The following is a 15,216-nucleotide window of genomic DNA, read 5'->3' on the forward strand; positions in this document are numbered from 1 at the left end:
TTAATTGTCGTGGCTAAAGAAAAATTTGACCGTACCCTCCCGCACGTCAACGTTGGCACCATCGGTCACGTCGACCACGGTAAAACCACGCTGACCGCTGCTCTGACTCGCGTCTGCTCCGAAATTTTCGGTTCGGCCGTTGTTGCTTTCGACAAAATCGACAGCGCTCCGGAAGAAAAGGCTCGTGGTATCACCATCAACACCGCACACGTTGAATACAACTCGCTGATCCGTCACTACGCTCACGTTGACTGCCCAGGTCACGCTGACTATGTGAAGAACATGATCACCGGTGCTGCTCAAATGGACGGCGCTATCCTGGTTTGTTCGGCCGCTGATGGTCCGATGCCACAAACCCGTGAGCACATCCTGCTGTCCCGTCAGGTTGGCGTTCCGTACATCGTTGTCTTCCTGAACAAGGCTGACATGGTTGACGACGCTGAGTTGCTGGAACTGGTTGAGATGGAAGTGCGCGATCTGCTGAGCACTTACGACTTCCCAGGTGACGACACTCCGATCATCATCGGTTCGGCTCTGATGGCTCTGAACGGCCAAGACGACAACGAAATGGGTACCACCGCTGTTAAGCGCCTGGTAGAAACTCTGGACAGCTACATCCCGGATCCAGTTCGTGTTATCGACAAGCCGTTCCTGATGCCAATCGAAGACGTATTCTCGATCTCCGGTCGCGGTACTGTTGTGACTGGCCGTATCGAGCGCGGTATCGTCAAGGTTCAGGATCCACTGGAAATCGTTGGTCTGCGTGACACTACCGTCACCACCTGCACCGGTGTTGAAATGTTCCGTAAGCTGCTCGACGAAGGTCGTGCTGGCGAGAACTGCGGCGTGCTGCTGCGCGGCACCAAGCGTGACGACGTTGAGCGTGGCCAGGTTCTGGTCAAGCCAGGTTCGGTTAAGCCGCACACTACCTTCGAAGCTGAAGTGTACGTGTTGAGCAAAGAAGAAGGCGGTCGCCACACTCCGTTCTTCAAAGGCTACCGTCCACAGTTCTACTTCCGGACCACTGACGTGACCGGTAACTGCGAACTGCCGGAAGGCGTTGAAATGGTAATGCCAGGCGACAACATCAAAATGGTTGTCACCCTGATCAAAACCATCGCAATGGAAGATGGTCTGCGTTTCGCTATTCGTGAAGGCGGTCGTACCGTCGGCGCTGGCGTCGTAGCCAAAATCATCGCTTAATAAGTGATGACTTGAAAAAGCCCCCGCCTAGCGGGGGCTTTTTTATTGGGTTGACACTGTAGTAGCCCGTCTATAGAATTGCGCCTCCTTTTAACGGGCGTATTGCGCTCGCTGGGAATAGCAGCCGGAGTCTGAAATCCAATGCAAAATCAGCAAATCCGTATCAGGTTGAAGGCTTTTGACCATCGCCTGATCGACCAATCCACCCAGGAAATCGTGGAAACCGCGAAACGTACTGGTGCTCAAGTGCGTGGTCCAATTCCACTGCCTACCCGTAAAGAGCGGTTCACCGTTCTGGTCTCCCCGCACGTCAACAAAGACGCGCGTGACCAGTATGAGATCCGTACTCATAAGCGCGTTCTGGACATCGTCCAGCCAACGGATAAAACCGTTGATGCTCTTATGAAGCTTGATCTTGCGGCCGGTGTGGAAGTGCAGATCAGCCTCGGCTAAGACTCGGTCTTAGTCGTGTAACGCTCTGAAATGGGCGGCCATAGCGGGTGAAAGCCCCGTACACTCATGAGGTTTACAACATGACTATTGGTGTAGTCGGTCGTAAATGCGGTATGACCCGTATTTTCACCGAAGAAGGTGTCTCCATTCCGGTCACGGTCATTGAGATCGAACCGAATCGCGTCACCCAGTTCAAAACTGAAGAGACCGATGGCTATCGTGCAGTGCAAGTCACTGTAGGCGAGCGTCGTGCTTCGCGTGTTACAGCTGCTCAAGCTGGCCACTTCGCTAAAGCGAACGTTGCCGCTGGTCGTACCGTAATGGAATTCCGTCTTGAAGAAGGCGAGTACCAGGCCGGCGATCTGATCAACGCTGAAATCTTCGCCGCTGGTCAACTGGTTGATGTAACCGGTCAGTCCAAAGGTAAAGGCTTCCAGGGTACGATCAAGCGTTGGAATTTCCGCGGGCAAGATAATACCCACGGTAACTCCGTATCCCACCGCGTTCCAGGCTCTATCGGCCAGTGCCAGACTCCTGGTCGTGTATTCAAGGGCAAAAAAATGTCCGGTCATATGGGCGCTGAGCGCGTGACCGTGCAGTCCCTCGAAGTAGTGCGCGTGGACGCTGAACGCAATCTGTTGTTGGTCAAGGGCGCTGTTCCTGGCGCTACTGGCGGCAACTTGGTTGTACGTCCAGCAGCCAAGGCTCGCGGTTAAGGGGAAGCTGACATGCAATTAAATGTAAATGACGCTCAAGCGATCGAAGTTTCCGAACTGACATTTGGCGGCGAATTCAACGAGACGCTGGTTCACCAAGCAGTCGTGGCCTACATGGCCGGCGGCCGTCAAGGTAGCAAGCAGCAAAAGACCCGTTCCGACGTTCGTGGTGGCGGTAAGCGCCCATGGCGTCAGAAAGGTACTGGCCGTGCTCGTGCCGGTACTATCCGTAGCCCAATCTGGCGTGGCGGCGGTACCACTTTCGCAGCTCGTCCTCAGGATCACACCCAGAAGCTGAACAAGAAGATGTATCGCGCAGCAATGCGTTCCATCCTTGCTGAGCTGGTGCGTACTGATCGTCTGGTTGTGGTTCAGGACTTCGCTGTTGATGCACCGAAGACCAAAGATCTGCTGAACAAACTGACCGGCATGGGCCTGACTGACGTCTTGATCGTGTCTGAAGTGGTTGATCAGAACCTGTACCTGGCTGCTCGTAACCTGCCACACGTTGATGTACGTGACGTGCAGGGTTCCGATCCAGTTAGTCTGATCGCATACGACAAGGTGTTGATCACCGTGTCGGCCGTGAAGAAATTCGAGGAGCTGCTGGGATGAACCAGGAACGCGTATTTAAAGTTCTGCTTGGCCCGCACGTTTCCGAGAAGGCTACGGTTCTGGCTGACAAGAAAGGCCAGTTCGTTTTCAAGGTTGCAACTGATGCAACCAAGCTGGAAATCAAGAAGGCCGTCGAAAGCCTGTTCAGCGTGAAAGTAGAGCGTGTTACTACCCTGAATGTTCTGGGTAAGAGCAAACGCACTGCTCGCGGTCTGGGCAAGCGTAATGACTGGAAGAAGGCAGTTATCTCCCTTCAGCCAGGCCAAGATCTCGATTTCAGCAGCAGTGCTGAGTAAGGAAGGGGTGCATCATGGCAATCGTTAAATGCAAACCGACTTCCCCTGGCCGCCGTTTTGTGGTCAAGGTGGTCAACCAGGAGCTGCATAAAGGCGCTCCTCACGCACCGCTGCTCGAGAAAAAATCGAAGACTGGTGGTCGTAACAACAATGGTCGTATTACCACTCGTCACATCGGTGGTGGCCATAAGCAGCATTATCGTCTGGTCGATTTCCGTCGCAACGACAAAGATGGCATCTCTGCCACTGTCGAGCGTATTGAATACGATCCAAACCGTACTGCTCACATCGCTCTGCTGCTGTACGCAGATGGCGAGCGTCGCTACATCATCGCCCCTAAAGGCGTGAGTGCTGGCGACCAGCTGATCGCAGGTGCTCTGGCACCGATCAAGCCGGGCAACGCTCTGCAACTGCGTAACATTCCAGTTGGTAGCACCGTACACGGCATCGAATTGAAGCCAGGTAAAGGCGCGCAAATCGCTCGTTCCGCTGGTGCTTCGGCTCAGCTGATCGCTCGTGAAGGTGTCTACGTGACCCTGCGTCTGCGTTCTGGTGAGATGCGTAAAGTGCTGGCTGAATGCCGCGCGACCCTGGGTGAAGTCTCGAACTCCGAGCACAGCCTGCGTTCGCTGGGTAAAGCTGGTGCCAAACGCTGGCGTGGCGTTCGCCCAACCGTTCGTGGTGTTGCCATGAACCCGGTTGACCACCCGCATGGTGGTGGTGAAGGTCGTACCTCTGGTGGTCGTCATCCGGTATCGCCATGGGGCTTCCCGACTAAGGGCGCGAAGACTCGTGGTAATAAGCGTACCGACAAAATGATCGTCCGTCGTCGCAAGTAAATAGAGGGATACGACAGTGCCACGTTCTCTGAAAAAAGGTCCTTTTATTGATCTTCACCTACTGAAGAAGATCGAAGTGGCGGCGGAAAAGAACGATCGCAAACCAGTTAAAACCTGGTCGCGTCGTTCGATGATCCTGCCACAAATGGTCGGTTTGACCATTGCAGTGCATAACGGTCGTCAACATGTTCCAGTTCTCGTGAACGAAGACATGGTCGGCCACAAACTGGGCGAGTTTGCCGGTACCCGCACATATCGTGGGCACGTGGCAGACAAGAAAGCCAAGCGTTAAGGGGTAAGGAACGATGGAAGTAGCCGCTAAGTTGTCGGGCGCTCGAATCTCCGCCCAGAAAGCCCGCTTGGTCGCCGACCAGATCCGCGGGAAGAAGGTGGGCGAAGCGCTCAACCTGTTGGCTTTCAGCAGTAAGAAAGCCGCCGAGATCATGAAGAAAGTGCTGGAGTCGGCCGTAGCCAACGCCGAGCATAACGAAGGCGCAGACGTTGATGACCTTAAAGTCAGCACCGTTTTCGTCAACGAAGGGCGTTCGCTGAAGCGAATCATGCCACGTGCCAAAGGCCGTGCTGATCGCATCGTCAAGCGGTCTTGCCATATCACTGTCAAGGTTGCTGACAAGTAACGGAGTCGAAGAGATGGGTCAGAAAGTACATCCCATTGGCATTCGCCTGGGAATCGTCAAGGAGCACACCTCCGTCTGGTACGCAGACGGTCGGACTTATGCGGACTATTTGTTCGCTGATCTGAAGGTGCGTGAGTATCTCCAAGACAAACTAAAAAGCGCGTCCGTAAGCCGTATCGATATCCATCGTCCGGCTCAGACTGCACGTATCACCATCCACACCGCTCGTCCAGGTATCGTTATCGGGAAGAAAGGTGAAGATGTTGAGAAACTGCGTCAGGACCTGACCAAGCAAATGGGTGTGCCTGTGCACATCAATATCGAAGAGATCCGCAAGCCGGAACTCGACGGTATGCTGGTTGCGCAGAGCGTAGCTCAGCAGCTGGAGCGTCGCGTAATGTTCCGTCGCGCTATGAAGCGCGCTGTTCAGAACGCCATGCGCATTGGTGCCAAAGGCATCAAAATCCAAGTGAGCGGTCGTCTCGGCGGTGCTGAAATCGCACGTACTGAATGGTATCGCGAAGGTCGTGTGCCATTGCACACCCTGCGTGCCGACATCGACTATGCCAACTACGAAGCTCACACCACTTACGGTGTGATCGGTGTAAAGGTTTGGATCTTCAAAGGCGAAGTAATTGGTGGTCGCCAAGAAGAACTGAAACCACAAGCACCAGCGCCTCGTAAAAAAGCTGCTAAGTAAGGGGTACGCCAAATGTTGCAACCAAAGCGTACGAAGTTCCGCAAGCAGATGACAGGCCACAACCGTGGTCTGGCACAGCGCGGTAGCAAAGTCAGCTTCGGCGAGTTCGCGCTGAAGTCTGTAGCTCGTGGTCGTCTCACCGCTCGTCAGATCGAGTCAGCGCGTCGTGCTCTGACCCGTCACGTTAAACGTGGCGGCAAGATCTGGATCCGTGTATTCCCGGACAAGCCTATTTCCAAAAAGCCACTCGAAGTTCGGATGGGTAAAGGTAAGGGTAGTGTGGAGTACTGGGTTGCCCAGATTCAGCCAGGCAAAGTCCTGTATGAAATCGAGGGTGTTACTGAAGAGCTGGCGCGTGAGGCTTTTGCCTTGGCTGCTGCAAAGCTGCCGCTCGCCACTGCCTTCGTTAAACGGACGGTGATGTGATGAAAGCGAACGAACTTCGTGAAAAAGACGCGCCGCAGCTTAACGAGCAACTGCTCGGCCTGCTGCGCGACCAGTTCAATCTGCGCATGCAGAAAGCAACTGGCCAGTTGGGGCAGTCTCACCTGCTCCGGCAAGTTAAGCGTGACATCGCTCGCGTGAAGACTGTGCTCAAACAGCAGGCAGGTAAGTAATCATGGCTGAAGCCGAAAAAACCGTCCGTACGCTGACTGGCCGTGTTGTCAGCGACAAAATGGACAAGACCATCACCGTTCTGATCGAGCGTCGCGTTAAGCACCCGATCTACGGTAAATACGTTAAGCGTTCGACTAAGCTGCACGCGCACGACGAAACCAATCAGTGCCACATCGGCGACAAAGTCACTATTCGTGAAACTCGTCCTTTGGCCAAGACCAAGTCTTGGGCGCTGGTTGATGTTCTCGAACGCGCTGTGGAAGTCTAAGGACTAGGGGTCGGAGAAATTATATGATTCAGACTCAATCCATGCTCGATGTGGCCGATAACAGCGGCGCTCGCCGTGTTATGTGCATCAAGGTGCTGGGTGGCTCCCATCGTCGTTACGCTGGTATCGGTGACATCATCAAAGTTACTGTGAAGGAAGCAATTCCTCGCGGTAAAGTGAAAAAAGGCCAAGTGATGACTGCTGTTGTAGTCCGCACTCGTCACGGCGTACGCCGTGCTGATGGCTCCATTATCCGCTTTGATGGCAACGCTGCTGTTCTTCTGAACAACAAGCAAGAGCCGATCGGCACCCGTATCTTTGGGCCAGTGACCCGTGAACTTCGTACTGAGAAGTTCATGAAGATCGTCTCGCTCGCCCCAGAAGTGCTGTAAGGAGATCCGACATGCAAAAGATTCGTCGTGACGACGAGATCATCGTGATCGCCGGCAAAGACAAAGGTAAGCGCGGTAAGGTGCTTAAGGTTCTCGCTAATAACCGTCTGGTTATTGGTGGTCTGAACCTGGTTAAGCGTCATACCAAGCCTAACCCGGCGTCGGGCGTACAAGGCGGTATCGTCGAAAAAGAAGCTCCACTGGACGCTTCTAACGTCGCCATTTTCAACGGCGAAACCAACAAGGCTGACCGCGTTGGTTTCAAAGTAGAAGACGGCAAGAAAATTCGTGTCTTCAAGTCGACCCAAAAAGCGGTTGATGCTTGAACACTGCTAGGTAGAAGACCATGGCACGACTAAAAGAGATTTACTGGAAGGAAATCGCACCGAAGCTTAAGGAAGAACTTAAGCTTTCGAACGTGATGGAAGTTCCACGCGTTACAAAAATCACCCTGAACATGGGTCTGGGCGAAGCGGTCGGTGACAAAAAAGTCATCGAGCACGCTGTTGCCGACCTGGAAAAGATCACCGGCCAGAAAGTCGTTGTGACCTACGCTCGGAAATCCATCGCTGGCTTTAAAGTCCGTGAAGGTTGGCCGATCGGCGTCAAAGTGACCCTGCGCCGTGAGCGTATGTACGAGTTCCTGGATCGTCTGCTGTCGATCTCCCTGCCTCGGGTTCGCGACTTCCGCGGCCTGAATGCCAAGTCCTTCGATGGTCGTGGTAACTACAGCATGGGCGTTAAAGAGCAGATCATCTTCCCGGAAATCGACTACGACAAGATCGATGCTCTCCGCGGTCTGGACATTACCCTGACCACCACTGCCAAGAACGATGATGAAGGTCGCGCCCTGTTGCGTGCTTTCAAATTCCCGTTCCGCAACTGATTGGAGTAGGAAAATGGCCAAGATGAGCATGAAAAACCGCGAGCTGAAGCGTCAGCTCACGGTTGCCAAGTACGCCAAAAAGCGTGCAGCACTGAAAGCTATCATCGTTGATCTGAACGCAAGTCCAGAAGCACGTTGGGAAGCTACAGTAGCTCTGCAGAAGCAGCCGCGTGATGCAAGCGCCTCGCGCATGCGTAACCGCTGCCGCCTGACCGGTCGTCCACACGGCGTTTACCGCAAGTTCGGCCTTGGCCGTAACAAACTGCGTGAAGCTGCAATGCGTGGTGACGTACCTGGTCTGGTTAAAGCCAGCTGGTAAGCACTATCAAAGTCTCGGTGTTCGGGGTCGCAAGATCCTGACCGCCGGTGACCTTGAGCTTGAATCAAGCCCCTTTTGGGGCTTGATTCATTTGTGGGGTGTGTCTAGAATACCCGGCTCGCCTGAGCCCGTGCTTTTTCCGCATGGATGAGCTCGGCGACAAGTAGTAGCCGCAAGGCTAATTTTTTTGTATTAGGAGCGTCTAGCCCATGAGTATGCAGGACCCGTTAGCGGACATGCTAACTCGAATCCGTAATGCCCAGATGGCTGAAAAGTCCGTCGTAAGCATGCCATCTTCTACTTTGAAGGTAGCTGTTGCCAAAGTCCTGAAGGACGAAGGTTACATTGCGGGTTATCAGATCAGCAGCGAAATCAAACCACTGCTGTCCATCGAGCTGAAGTACTTCGAAGGCCGTCCGGTCATCGAAGAAGTGAAGCGCGTTAGCCGTCCAGGCCTGCGTCAGTACAAGTCCGTCGATGATCTGCCAAAAGTTCGTGGCGGTCTCGGTGTGTCTATCGTCTCCACCAACAAAGGTGTGATGACGGATCGTGCTGCGCGCGCTGCCGGTGTCGGCGGCGAAGTTCTTTGCACTGTGTTCTAAGGGGGGATAAGCATGTCACGCGTCGCTAAGAACCCCGTTAAGCTGCCAGCCGGTGTCGAAGTCAAATTCGCAGGCCAACAGCTTTCGGTGAAGGGTGCCAAGGGCACTCTCGAACTGAACATCCATTCGTCCGTTGAGATCGTTGAAGAAGCTGGTGAGCTGCGTTTCGCTGCTCGCAATGGCGATCAACAAACTCGCGCAATGGCTGGTACCACTCGTGCGTTGGTAAACAACATGGTCCAAGGCGTAAGCCAAGGCTTCGAGCGCAAGCTCCAGCTGGTCGGTGTTGGTTACAAAGCGCAAGCAAAAGGCACAGTGCTGAACCTGGCTCTTGGCTTCTCGCACCCAGTGGATTATGAACTGCCGGAAGGCATCACCGCTGAGACTCCTAGCCAGACCGATATCCTGATCAAGGGCATCGATAAGCAGCTGGTAGGTCAAGTGGCCGCCGAGATCCGCGACTTCCGTCCACCAGAGCCGTACAAAGGCAAAGGTGTGCGCTACGCGGACGAAGTCGTCCGTCGTAAAGAAGCCAAGAAGAAGTAGGGCATAGCAAATGACCGACAAAAAAGTTACTCGACTGCGTCGCGCTCGCAAAGCACGCCTGAAAATGCACGAACTCGAAGTCGTGCGTCTCTGCGTGTTCCGCTCGTCGCAGCACATCTACGCCCAGGTCATTTCGGCCGACGGCAACAAAGTCCTGGCATCTGCCTCGACTTTGGATAAAGAACTGCGTGATGGCGCCACTGGCAACATCGACGCGGCCACTAAGGTTGGCCAGCTGGTCGCTACGCGTGCTAAAGCCGCTGGCGTCTCGCAGGTGGCTTTCGACCGCTCTGGCTTCAAGTACCACGGCCGCGTCAAGGCGCTGGCTGATGCTGCTCGTGAAGCTGGGCTGGAGTTCTAAGTTATGTCAAATAACGACCAAAAGCGCGACGAAGGCTACATCGAGAAGCTGGTTCAAGTTAACCGTGTAGCCAAAACCGTTAAAGGCGGCCGTATCTTCACTTTTACCGCGTTGACCGTGGTTGGTGATGGTAAAGGGCGTGTTGGCTTCGGCCGTGGCAAGTCGCGTGAAGTGCCTGCTGCGATCCAGAAGGCAATGGAAGCTGCTCGCCGCAACATGATCCAAGTTGATCTGAACGGCACCACTCTGCAGTACGCAATGAAGTCCGGTCACGGCGCTTCGAAGGTGTACATGCAGCCTGCTTCTGAAGGTACCGGTATCATCGCTGGCGGCGCTATGCGTGCTGTCCTCGAAGTTGCTGGCGTTCAGAACGTTCTGGCCAAGTGCTACGGCTCGACTAACCCGGTAAACGTGGTTCACGCCACTTTCAAAGGTTTGAAAGCTATGCAGTCTCCTGAATCCATTGCCGCCAAGCGTGGCAAAAGCGTCAAGGAGATCTTCTGATCATGGCTACCGTAAAAGTTACGCTGATCAAAAGCATGACCGGCCGCATCCCTAACCACAAATTGTGCGTTAAGGGTCTGGGTCTGCGTCGCATCGGTCACACTGTAGAAGTACTTGATACTCCCGAGAATCGCGGGATGATCAACAAGGCTTACTACATGCTGCGTGTCGAGGGTTAATCGATGAAACTCAATGATCTGAGTCCAGCGCCGGGTTCCCGTCGCGAAAAGCATCGTCCGGGCCGTGGTATCGGTAGTGGTTTGGGCAAGACCGGTGGCCGTGGCCACAAAGGTCAGTCCTCCCGCTCCGGTGGCACCATTGCTCCAGGCTTTGAAGGCGGTCAACAGCCGCTGCATCGTCGCCTGCCGAAGTTCGGTTTCGTTTCCCTGAAAGCCATGGACCGCGCAGAAGTGCGTCTGTCCGAGCTGGCTAAAGTGGAAGGCGACATCGTCACCGTGCAGTCCCTGAAAGATGCCAACGTGATCAACGTCAACGTTCAGCGTGTGAAAATCATGCTGTCCGGCGAAGTTACTCGCGCTGTCACCATCGGAAAGGGAATCGGCGCCACCAAAGGTGCGCGTGCGGCTATCGAAGCAGCTGGCGGCAAGTTCGAGGAATAAATGGCTAAGCAAGGTGCTCTCTCTGCGCTCGGCAAAGGCGGTATGTCTGAACTCTGGGCTCGTCTGCGTTTTCTGTTCCTGGCGATTATCGTCTACCGAATAGGCGCACACATCCCGGTTCCAGGTATCAACCCGGACCGACTCGCGGACCTGTTTCGACAGAATGAGGGGACCATTCTTAGCTTGTTCAACATGTTTTCCGGCGGCGCGCTGGAACGGATGAGCATCTTTGCACTGGGGATCATGCCGTACATTTCGGCATCGATCATCATGCAACTGATGACCGCCGTTAGCCCGCAGCTGGAACAGTTGAAGAAGGAAGGTGAAGCTGGCCGTCGCAAGATCAGCCAGTACACCCGCTACGGCACTGTCGTCCTCGCTCTCGTTCAGGCAATTGGCATGTCCATTGGTCTGGCAGGGCAGGGCGTTGCGTTCACTGGTGACTTTGGCTTCCATTTCGTCGCGGTATCCACTTTTGTGGCTGGTGCGATGTTCATGATGTGGCTGGGTGAGCAGATTACTGAGCGTGGTGTTGGCAACGGTATCTCGATGTTGATTTTTTCGGGTATCGTCGCCGGTCTTCCGAGAGCGATCGGGCAGTCTTTCGAGTCTGCACGTCAGGGTGATATCAACATCTTCGCCCTGGTTGCCATCGGTTTGCTGGCAGTAGCGATTATCGGTTTCGTGGTGTTCATTGAGCGTGGTCAGCGTCGTATTGCTGTTCACTACGCCAAGCGTCAGCAGGGCCGCAAGGTCTTCGCTGCGCAGACTAGCCACTTGCCGCTGAAGGTGAACATGGCCGGTGTTATTCCGGCCATTTTCGCGAGCAGCATTTTGCTGTTCCCGGCTTCGTTGGGTGCCTGGTTCGGCCAGTCTGAAGGTATGGGCTGGTTGCAGGACATCTCGCAGTCGATCGCTCCTGGTCAGCCGTTGAATATTCTGCTGTTTAGTGCAGGGATTATTTTCTTCTGCTTCTTCTATACGGCGTTGATGTTCAATCCGAAAGACGTAGCGGAAAACCTGAAGAAGTCCGGTGCCTTTATTCCGGGCATCCGTCCAGGTGAGCAGTCTGCGCGCTACATTGATGGCGTTCTGACTCGCTTGACCATGTTCGGTGCTCTTTACATGACGGCCGTGTGCTTGTTGCCCCAGTTCCTGGTGGTTGCAGCAAACGTACCGTTCTACCTTGGCGGGACCTCGTTGCTGATCGTCGTCGTGGTTGTGATGGACTTCATGTCCCAAGTACAATCGCACCTCGTTTCGCACCAGTACGAATCCCTGATGAAGAAAGCCAACCTGAAGGGTTACGGCAGCGGCATGTTGCGCTGAGTACCCATAAGGTTCGAGGAGTTGGTGATGAAAGTTCGTGCATCGGTGAAAAAGCTGTGCCGTAACTGCAAGATTATTCGCCGCGAAGGTGTTGTTCGAGTAATTTGCAGCGCGGAACCGCGTCACAAACAGCGCCAAGGCTGAGTGTGATTGTGCTTCAAGCCCGGCAGCTAGTGCGCTGCCGGGTTGATTATTTGTTATTACAGCGATATTATCTCGCGCCCTATTTCTTGGCTTCCGGGGCGTAGGTAGCTGTCAATTGGAGTCCCACTGAATGGCCCGTATTGCAGGCGTTAACATTCCAGATAACAAGCATACTGTTATCTCGCTGACCTACATCTATGGTGTTGGTCGCACTACTGCACAGAAGATCTGTGCAGTGACTGGGGTAAACCCAGCCGCAAAGATCAAAGATCTGAGCGACGAGCAGATTGAACAGCTGCGTGGCGAAGTGGCGAAGTTCACCACTGAAGGTGACCTGCGTCGCGAAATCAACATGAAAATCAAGCGTTTGATGGACCTCGGTTGCTATCGCGGTCTGCGTCATCGTCGTGGTCTTCCAGTGCGCGGTCAGCGTACCAAGACTAACGCGCGTACCCGTAAAGGTCCGCGTAAGCCGATCCGCAAGTAATCGCCCCAGCGAATCGACAGGAAATTAATCATGGCTAAACCTGCTGCTCGTCCTCGTAAAAAAGTTAAAAAGACAGTGGTTGATGGCATCGCCCACATCCATGCATCTTTTAACAACACAATCGTGACCATCACCGACCGTCAAGGCAACGCTCTTTCCTGGGCTACCTCCGGTGGTTCGGGTTTCCGCGGTTCCCGCAAGTCCACCCCGTTTGCTGCTCAAGTAGCTGCTGAACGTGCTGGTCAAGCTGCGCTGGAATACGGCCTGAAAAACCTCGACGTTAACGTCAAAGGTCCAGGTCCAGGTCGTGAATCTGCAGTCCGCGCTTTGAACGGCTGTGGCTACAAGATCGCCAGCATCACCGACGTGACGCCAATCCCGCACAACGGGTGCCGTCCGCCGAAGAAGCGCCGCGTGTAATCCAGGAGATTGTAAAGAATGGCTCGTTACATTGGTCCAAAATGCAAACTCGCTCGTCGCGAAGGCACCGATCTCTTCTTGAAGAGCGGCGTGCGCGCGATCGAATCGAAGTGCAACATTGAAGCAGCACCTGGTATCCACGGCCAACGCCGCGGTCGCCAGTCCGATTACGGCACCCAACTGCGTGAAAAGCAGAAGGTCCGTCGTATCTACGGCGTTCTCGAGCGTCAATTCAGCGGCTACTACAAAGAAGCTGCTGGCAAGAAAGGTGCAACTGGCGAAAACCTGTTGCAACTGCTCGAATGCCGTCTGGACAACGTTGTATACCGTATGGGTTTTGGCTCTACTCGTGCCGAATCCCGTCAGCTGGTATCGCACAAATCCGTCAGCGTTAACGGTCAGACCGTAAACGTGCCGTCGTACCAGGTTCGTGCTGGTGACGTGGTCGCGATTCGCGAGAAAGCAAAGAACCAACTTCGCATTGTCCAAGCTCTCGATCTGTGTGCCCAACGTGGCCGCGTAGAATGGGTAGAAGTAGACACTGAGAAGAAGTCGGGCGTTTTCAAGAACGTTCCAGCTCGCAGTGATCTGTCCGCCGACATCAACGAAAGCCTGATTGTCGAGCTCTACTCCAAGTAAGGGCTAGAAAATAGGTGCATCCATGCAGATTTCGGTAAATGAGTTCCTGACACCCCGCCATATTGATGTGCAGGTTGTCAGTCCAACCCGCGCCAAGATCACTCTCGAGCCTCTCGAGCGTGGTTTTGGCCACACCCTGGGCAACGCGCTGCGCCGCATCCTGTTGTCCTCAATGCCCGGCTGCGCAGTAGTCGAGGCCGAGATTGACGGTGTGCTCCATGAGTACAGCGCCATCGAAGGTGTACAGGAAGACGTAATTGAAATCCTGTTGAACCTTAAAGGTCTGGCTATCAAGCTGCATGGCCGTGACGAAGTTACGCTGACCTTGTCGAAGAAGGGTTCGGGGGTGGTTACCGCTGCCGATATTCAGCTGGATCATGATGTCGAGATCGTTAACCCCGATCACGTAATCGCTAACCTGGCGTCTAACGGCGCCCTGAACATGAAGCTCACCGTAGCTCGTGGTCGTGGTTATGAACCGGCAGACTCGCGTCAGAGCGATGAAGACGAAAGCCGCAGCATTGGTCGCTTGCAGCTTGACTCTTCGTTCAGCCCGGTTCGCCGTATCGCATACGTGGTGGAAAACGCCCGTGTCGAACAGCGTACTAACCTGGACAAGCTGGTTATTGATCTGGAAACCAACGGTACTCTGGATCCTGAAGAGGCAATTCGCCGCGCTGCAACCATTCTGCAACAGCAGTTGGCTGCGTTCGTCGACCTCAAAGGTGACAGTGAGCCAGTGGTTGTCGAGCAGGAAGACGAGATCGATCCGATCCTGCTTCGCCCGGTTGACGATCTGGAACTGACTGTACGTTCGGCTAACTGCCTTAAGGCGGAAAACATTTACTACATCGGTGACCTGATTCAGCGTACCGAAGTAGAGCTGTTGAAGACTCCGAACCTTGGCAAGAAATCCTTGACTGAAATCAAGGACGTTCTGGCCTCCCGCGGTCTGTCCCTCGGCATGCGCCTCGACAACTGGCCGCCTGCAAGTCTTAAGAAGGACGACAAGGCGACTGCCTGATCGTCGTAATCACCGAACGTTGTGTTTGGTAAGGAATGAACCATGCGTCATCGTAAAAGTGGTCGTCACCTGAGCCGCACTAGCTCGCACCGCAAGGCCATGTTTCAAAACATGGCAGTGTCGCTGTTCGAGCACGAGCTGATCAAAACTACACTGCCGAAAGCTAAAGAACTGCGTCGCGTTGCTGAGCCGCTGATCACTTTGGCCAAGACAGACAGCCTGGCTAACCGCCGTCTGGCTTTCGACCGTACTCGTTCGAAAGCTATCGTTGGTAAGCTCTTCAACGACCTGGGCAAGCGTTACGCTACCCGTGAGGGTGGCTACTTGCGCATCCTCAAGTGCGGTTTCCGCACTGGCGACAACGCGCCTATGGCGTACGTCGAGTTGGTTGATCGTCCTGCCGGTGGTGAAGCTGTATCCGCCGAGTAAGACGTCAGTCTGAAACGAAGAACCGGGCCTAGTGCCCGGTTTTTTGTGCACGCTCGAAAAGTATCGAAAAGCCTAAGCGATAAAGCCTCATTAGTATTTATCTATCGATTCTCACAATTTAATGAATTTGATGGTGTCATGTTGATGGTCAATACTCCCTCTCAGCCG

The 15,216-nt window shown here is 54.3% G+C and carries 29 protein-coding genes; all 29 read left to right on the forward strand.

Going from position 1 to position 15,216, the window contains the following annotated elements; all coding sequences use genetic code 11:
* Window positions 1-9: 9 nt before the first annotated feature.
* The 29 genes from tuf (at window position 10) to rplQ (ending at window position 15,048) form a co-directional block, all read left to right on the forward strand.
* Window positions 10-1,203 carry an elongation factor Tu gene (gene tuf / locus KGB23_RS23860; RefSeq protein WP_046047317.1) on the forward strand — a complete coding sequence of 398 codons (1,194 nt, stop codon included), beginning with the start codon at window positions 10-12 and terminating at the stop codon, window positions 1,201-1,203.
* A 141-nt stretch (window positions 1,204-1,344) separates the two neighbouring features.
* Window positions 1,345-1,656 (forward strand): 30S ribosomal protein S10, encoded by a 312-nt coding sequence (rpsJ, locus tag KGB23_RS23865; RefSeq protein WP_003186070.1) that lies wholly within the window; start codon window positions 1,345-1,347, stop codon window positions 1,654-1,656.
* Between the two features lie 80 nt (window positions 1,657-1,736).
* A complete protein-coding gene (gene rplC / locus KGB23_RS23870; RefSeq protein ID WP_003186059.1) occupies window positions 1,737-2,372 on the forward strand; it encodes a 50S ribosomal protein L3 in 636 nt (211 codons plus the stop codon).
* Between the two features lie 12 nt (window positions 2,373-2,384).
* On the forward strand, window positions 2,385-2,987 hold the full coding sequence (gene rplD, locus KGB23_RS23875; protein ID WP_007896707.1) for a 50S ribosomal protein L4: 603 nt from the start codon (window positions 2,385-2,387) through the stop codon (window positions 2,985-2,987).
* On the forward strand, window positions 2,984-3,283 hold the full coding sequence (rplW, locus tag KGB23_RS23880; RefSeq protein WP_002555488.1) for a 50S ribosomal protein L23: 300 nt from the start codon (window positions 2,984-2,986) through the stop codon (window positions 3,281-3,283). The genes rplD and rplW overlap by 4 nt, the downstream gene beginning before the upstream one ends.
* 14 nt (window positions 3,284-3,297) lie before the next feature.
* Window positions 3,298-4,122, forward strand: a complete 825-nt coding sequence (gene rplB / locus KGB23_RS23885) for a 50S ribosomal protein L2 (RefSeq protein WP_003176423.1) — start codon at window positions 3,298-3,300, stop codon at window positions 4,120-4,122.
* A 16-nt stretch (window positions 4,123-4,138) separates the two neighbouring features.
* Window positions 4,139-4,414 (forward strand): 30S ribosomal protein S19, encoded by a 276-nt coding sequence (gene rpsS / locus KGB23_RS23890; RefSeq protein ID WP_002555486.1) that lies wholly within the window; start codon window positions 4,139-4,141, stop codon window positions 4,412-4,414.
* A gap of 13 nt (window positions 4,415-4,427) precedes the next feature.
* Window positions 4,428-4,760, forward strand: a complete 333-nt coding sequence (rplV, locus tag KGB23_RS23895) for a 50S ribosomal protein L22 (protein WP_003103908.1) — start codon at window positions 4,428-4,430, stop codon at window positions 4,758-4,760.
* 13 nt (window positions 4,761-4,773) lie between these two features.
* On the forward strand, window positions 4,774-5,460 hold the full coding sequence (rpsC, locus tag KGB23_RS23900; RefSeq protein WP_003176422.1) for a 30S ribosomal protein S3: 687 nt from the start codon (window positions 4,774-4,776) through the stop codon (window positions 5,458-5,460).
* Between the two features lie 12 nt (window positions 5,461-5,472).
* Window positions 5,473-5,886: a 50S ribosomal protein L16 gene (rplP, locus tag KGB23_RS23905; protein ID WP_008145497.1), complete on the forward strand. Its 414-nt coding sequence runs from the start codon at window positions 5,473-5,475 to the stop codon at window positions 5,884-5,886.
* Window positions 5,886-6,077 carry a 50S ribosomal protein L29 gene (gene rpmC, locus KGB23_RS23910; protein WP_008030901.1) on the forward strand — a complete coding sequence of 64 codons (192 nt, stop codon included), beginning with the start codon at window positions 5,886-5,888 and terminating at the stop codon, window positions 6,075-6,077. The genes rplP and rpmC overlap by 1 nt, the downstream gene beginning before the upstream one ends.
* A 2-nt stretch (window positions 6,078-6,079) precedes the next feature.
* Window positions 6,080-6,346, forward strand: a complete 267-nt coding sequence (gene rpsQ, locus KGB23_RS23915; protein WP_003176419.1) for a 30S ribosomal protein S17 — start codon at window positions 6,080-6,082, stop codon at window positions 6,344-6,346.
* A 23-nt stretch (window positions 6,347-6,369) separates the two neighbouring features.
* On the forward strand, window positions 6,370-6,738 hold the full coding sequence (rplN, locus tag KGB23_RS23920) for a 50S ribosomal protein L14 (protein WP_002555479.1): 369 nt from the start codon (window positions 6,370-6,372) through the stop codon (window positions 6,736-6,738).
* A gap of 11 nt (window positions 6,739-6,749) precedes the next feature.
* A complete protein-coding gene (gene rplX / locus KGB23_RS23925) occupies window positions 6,750-7,064 on the forward strand; it encodes a 50S ribosomal protein L24 (RefSeq protein WP_008145498.1) in 315 nt (104 codons plus the stop codon).
* Window positions 7,065-7,084: 20 nt separating this feature from the next.
* A complete protein-coding gene (gene rplE / locus KGB23_RS23930) occupies window positions 7,085-7,624 on the forward strand; it encodes a 50S ribosomal protein L5 (RefSeq protein ID WP_003176415.1) in 540 nt (179 codons plus the stop codon).
* A gap of 13 nt (window positions 7,625-7,637) precedes the next feature.
* On the forward strand, window positions 7,638-7,943 hold the full coding sequence (gene rpsN, locus KGB23_RS23935) for a 30S ribosomal protein S14 (RefSeq protein WP_003176414.1): 306 nt from the start codon (window positions 7,638-7,640) through the stop codon (window positions 7,941-7,943).
* Window positions 7,944-8,152: 209 nt separating this feature from the next.
* On the forward strand, window positions 8,153-8,545 hold the full coding sequence (gene rpsH / locus KGB23_RS23940; protein ID WP_003186040.1) for a 30S ribosomal protein S8: 393 nt from the start codon (window positions 8,153-8,155) through the stop codon (window positions 8,543-8,545).
* A 12-nt stretch (window positions 8,546-8,557) separates the two neighbouring features.
* On the forward strand, window positions 8,558-9,091 hold the full coding sequence (gene rplF, locus KGB23_RS23945) for a 50S ribosomal protein L6 (RefSeq protein WP_003176412.1): 534 nt from the start codon (window positions 8,558-8,560) through the stop codon (window positions 9,089-9,091).
* 10 nt (window positions 9,092-9,101) lie between these two features.
* Entirely contained in the window at window positions 9,102-9,452 is a 351-nt protein-coding gene (rplR, locus tag KGB23_RS23950) for a 50S ribosomal protein L18 (RefSeq protein WP_003186037.1), read from the forward strand.
* 3 nt (window positions 9,453-9,455) lie between these two features.
* On the forward strand, window positions 9,456-9,956 hold the full coding sequence (gene rpsE, locus KGB23_RS23955) for a 30S ribosomal protein S5 (RefSeq protein WP_007943782.1): 501 nt from the start codon (window positions 9,456-9,458) through the stop codon (window positions 9,954-9,956).
* Between the two features lie 2 nt (window positions 9,957-9,958).
* Window positions 9,959-10,135, forward strand: coding sequence for a 50S ribosomal protein L30 (rpmD, locus tag KGB23_RS23960; protein WP_003186033.1), 177 nt, complete (start codon window positions 9,959-9,961; stop codon window positions 10,133-10,135).
* Window positions 10,136-10,138: 3 nt separating this feature from the next.
* Entirely contained in the window at window positions 10,139-10,576 is a 438-nt protein-coding gene (gene rplO / locus KGB23_RS23965; protein ID WP_007896782.1) for a 50S ribosomal protein L15, read from the forward strand.
* Window positions 10,577-11,905, forward strand: coding sequence for a preprotein translocase subunit SecY (gene secY, locus KGB23_RS23970; RefSeq protein ID WP_003228718.1), 1,329 nt, complete (start codon window positions 10,577-10,579; stop codon window positions 11,903-11,905). It begins immediately after the preceding gene.
* Window positions 11,906-11,932: 27 nt separating this feature from the next.
* Window positions 11,933-12,049 carry a 50S ribosomal protein L36 gene (gene rpmJ, locus KGB23_RS23975; RefSeq protein ID WP_002555468.1) on the forward strand — a complete coding sequence of 39 codons (117 nt, stop codon included), beginning with the start codon at window positions 11,933-11,935 and terminating at the stop codon, window positions 12,047-12,049.
* A gap of 130 nt (window positions 12,050-12,179) precedes the next feature.
* A complete protein-coding gene (gene rpsM / locus KGB23_RS23980; RefSeq protein ID WP_003186020.1) occupies window positions 12,180-12,536 on the forward strand; it encodes a 30S ribosomal protein S13 in 357 nt (118 codons plus the stop codon).
* 30 nt (window positions 12,537-12,566) lie between these two features.
* On the forward strand, window positions 12,567-12,956 hold the full coding sequence (gene rpsK, locus KGB23_RS23985) for a 30S ribosomal protein S11 (protein ID WP_002555466.1): 390 nt from the start codon (window positions 12,567-12,569) through the stop codon (window positions 12,954-12,956).
* Between the two features lie 18 nt (window positions 12,957-12,974).
* Complete coding sequence (gene rpsD, locus KGB23_RS23990; protein WP_003210056.1) at window positions 12,975-13,595, forward strand: 30S ribosomal protein S4; 621 nt, start codon at window positions 12,975-12,977, stop codon at window positions 13,593-13,595.
* A 22-nt stretch (window positions 13,596-13,617) separates the two neighbouring features.
* Window positions 13,618-14,619: a DNA-directed RNA polymerase subunit alpha gene (locus tag KGB23_RS23995; protein WP_003186012.1), complete on the forward strand. Its 1,002-nt coding sequence runs from the start codon at window positions 13,618-13,620 to the stop codon at window positions 14,617-14,619.
* A gap of 42 nt (window positions 14,620-14,661) precedes the next feature.
* Window positions 14,662-15,048, forward strand: a complete 387-nt coding sequence (gene rplQ, locus KGB23_RS24000; protein WP_008145500.1) for a 50S ribosomal protein L17 — start codon at window positions 14,662-14,664, stop codon at window positions 15,046-15,048.
* The last annotated feature ends 168 nt before the right edge of the window (window positions 15,049-15,216 follow it).

Origin of the sequence: Pseudomonas sp. GL-B-26 (assembly GCF_019947405.1) — a bacterium.
In the GTDB taxonomy this organism is placed as follows: Bacteria; Pseudomonadota; Gammaproteobacteria; order Pseudomonadales; family Pseudomonadaceae; genus Aquipseudomonas.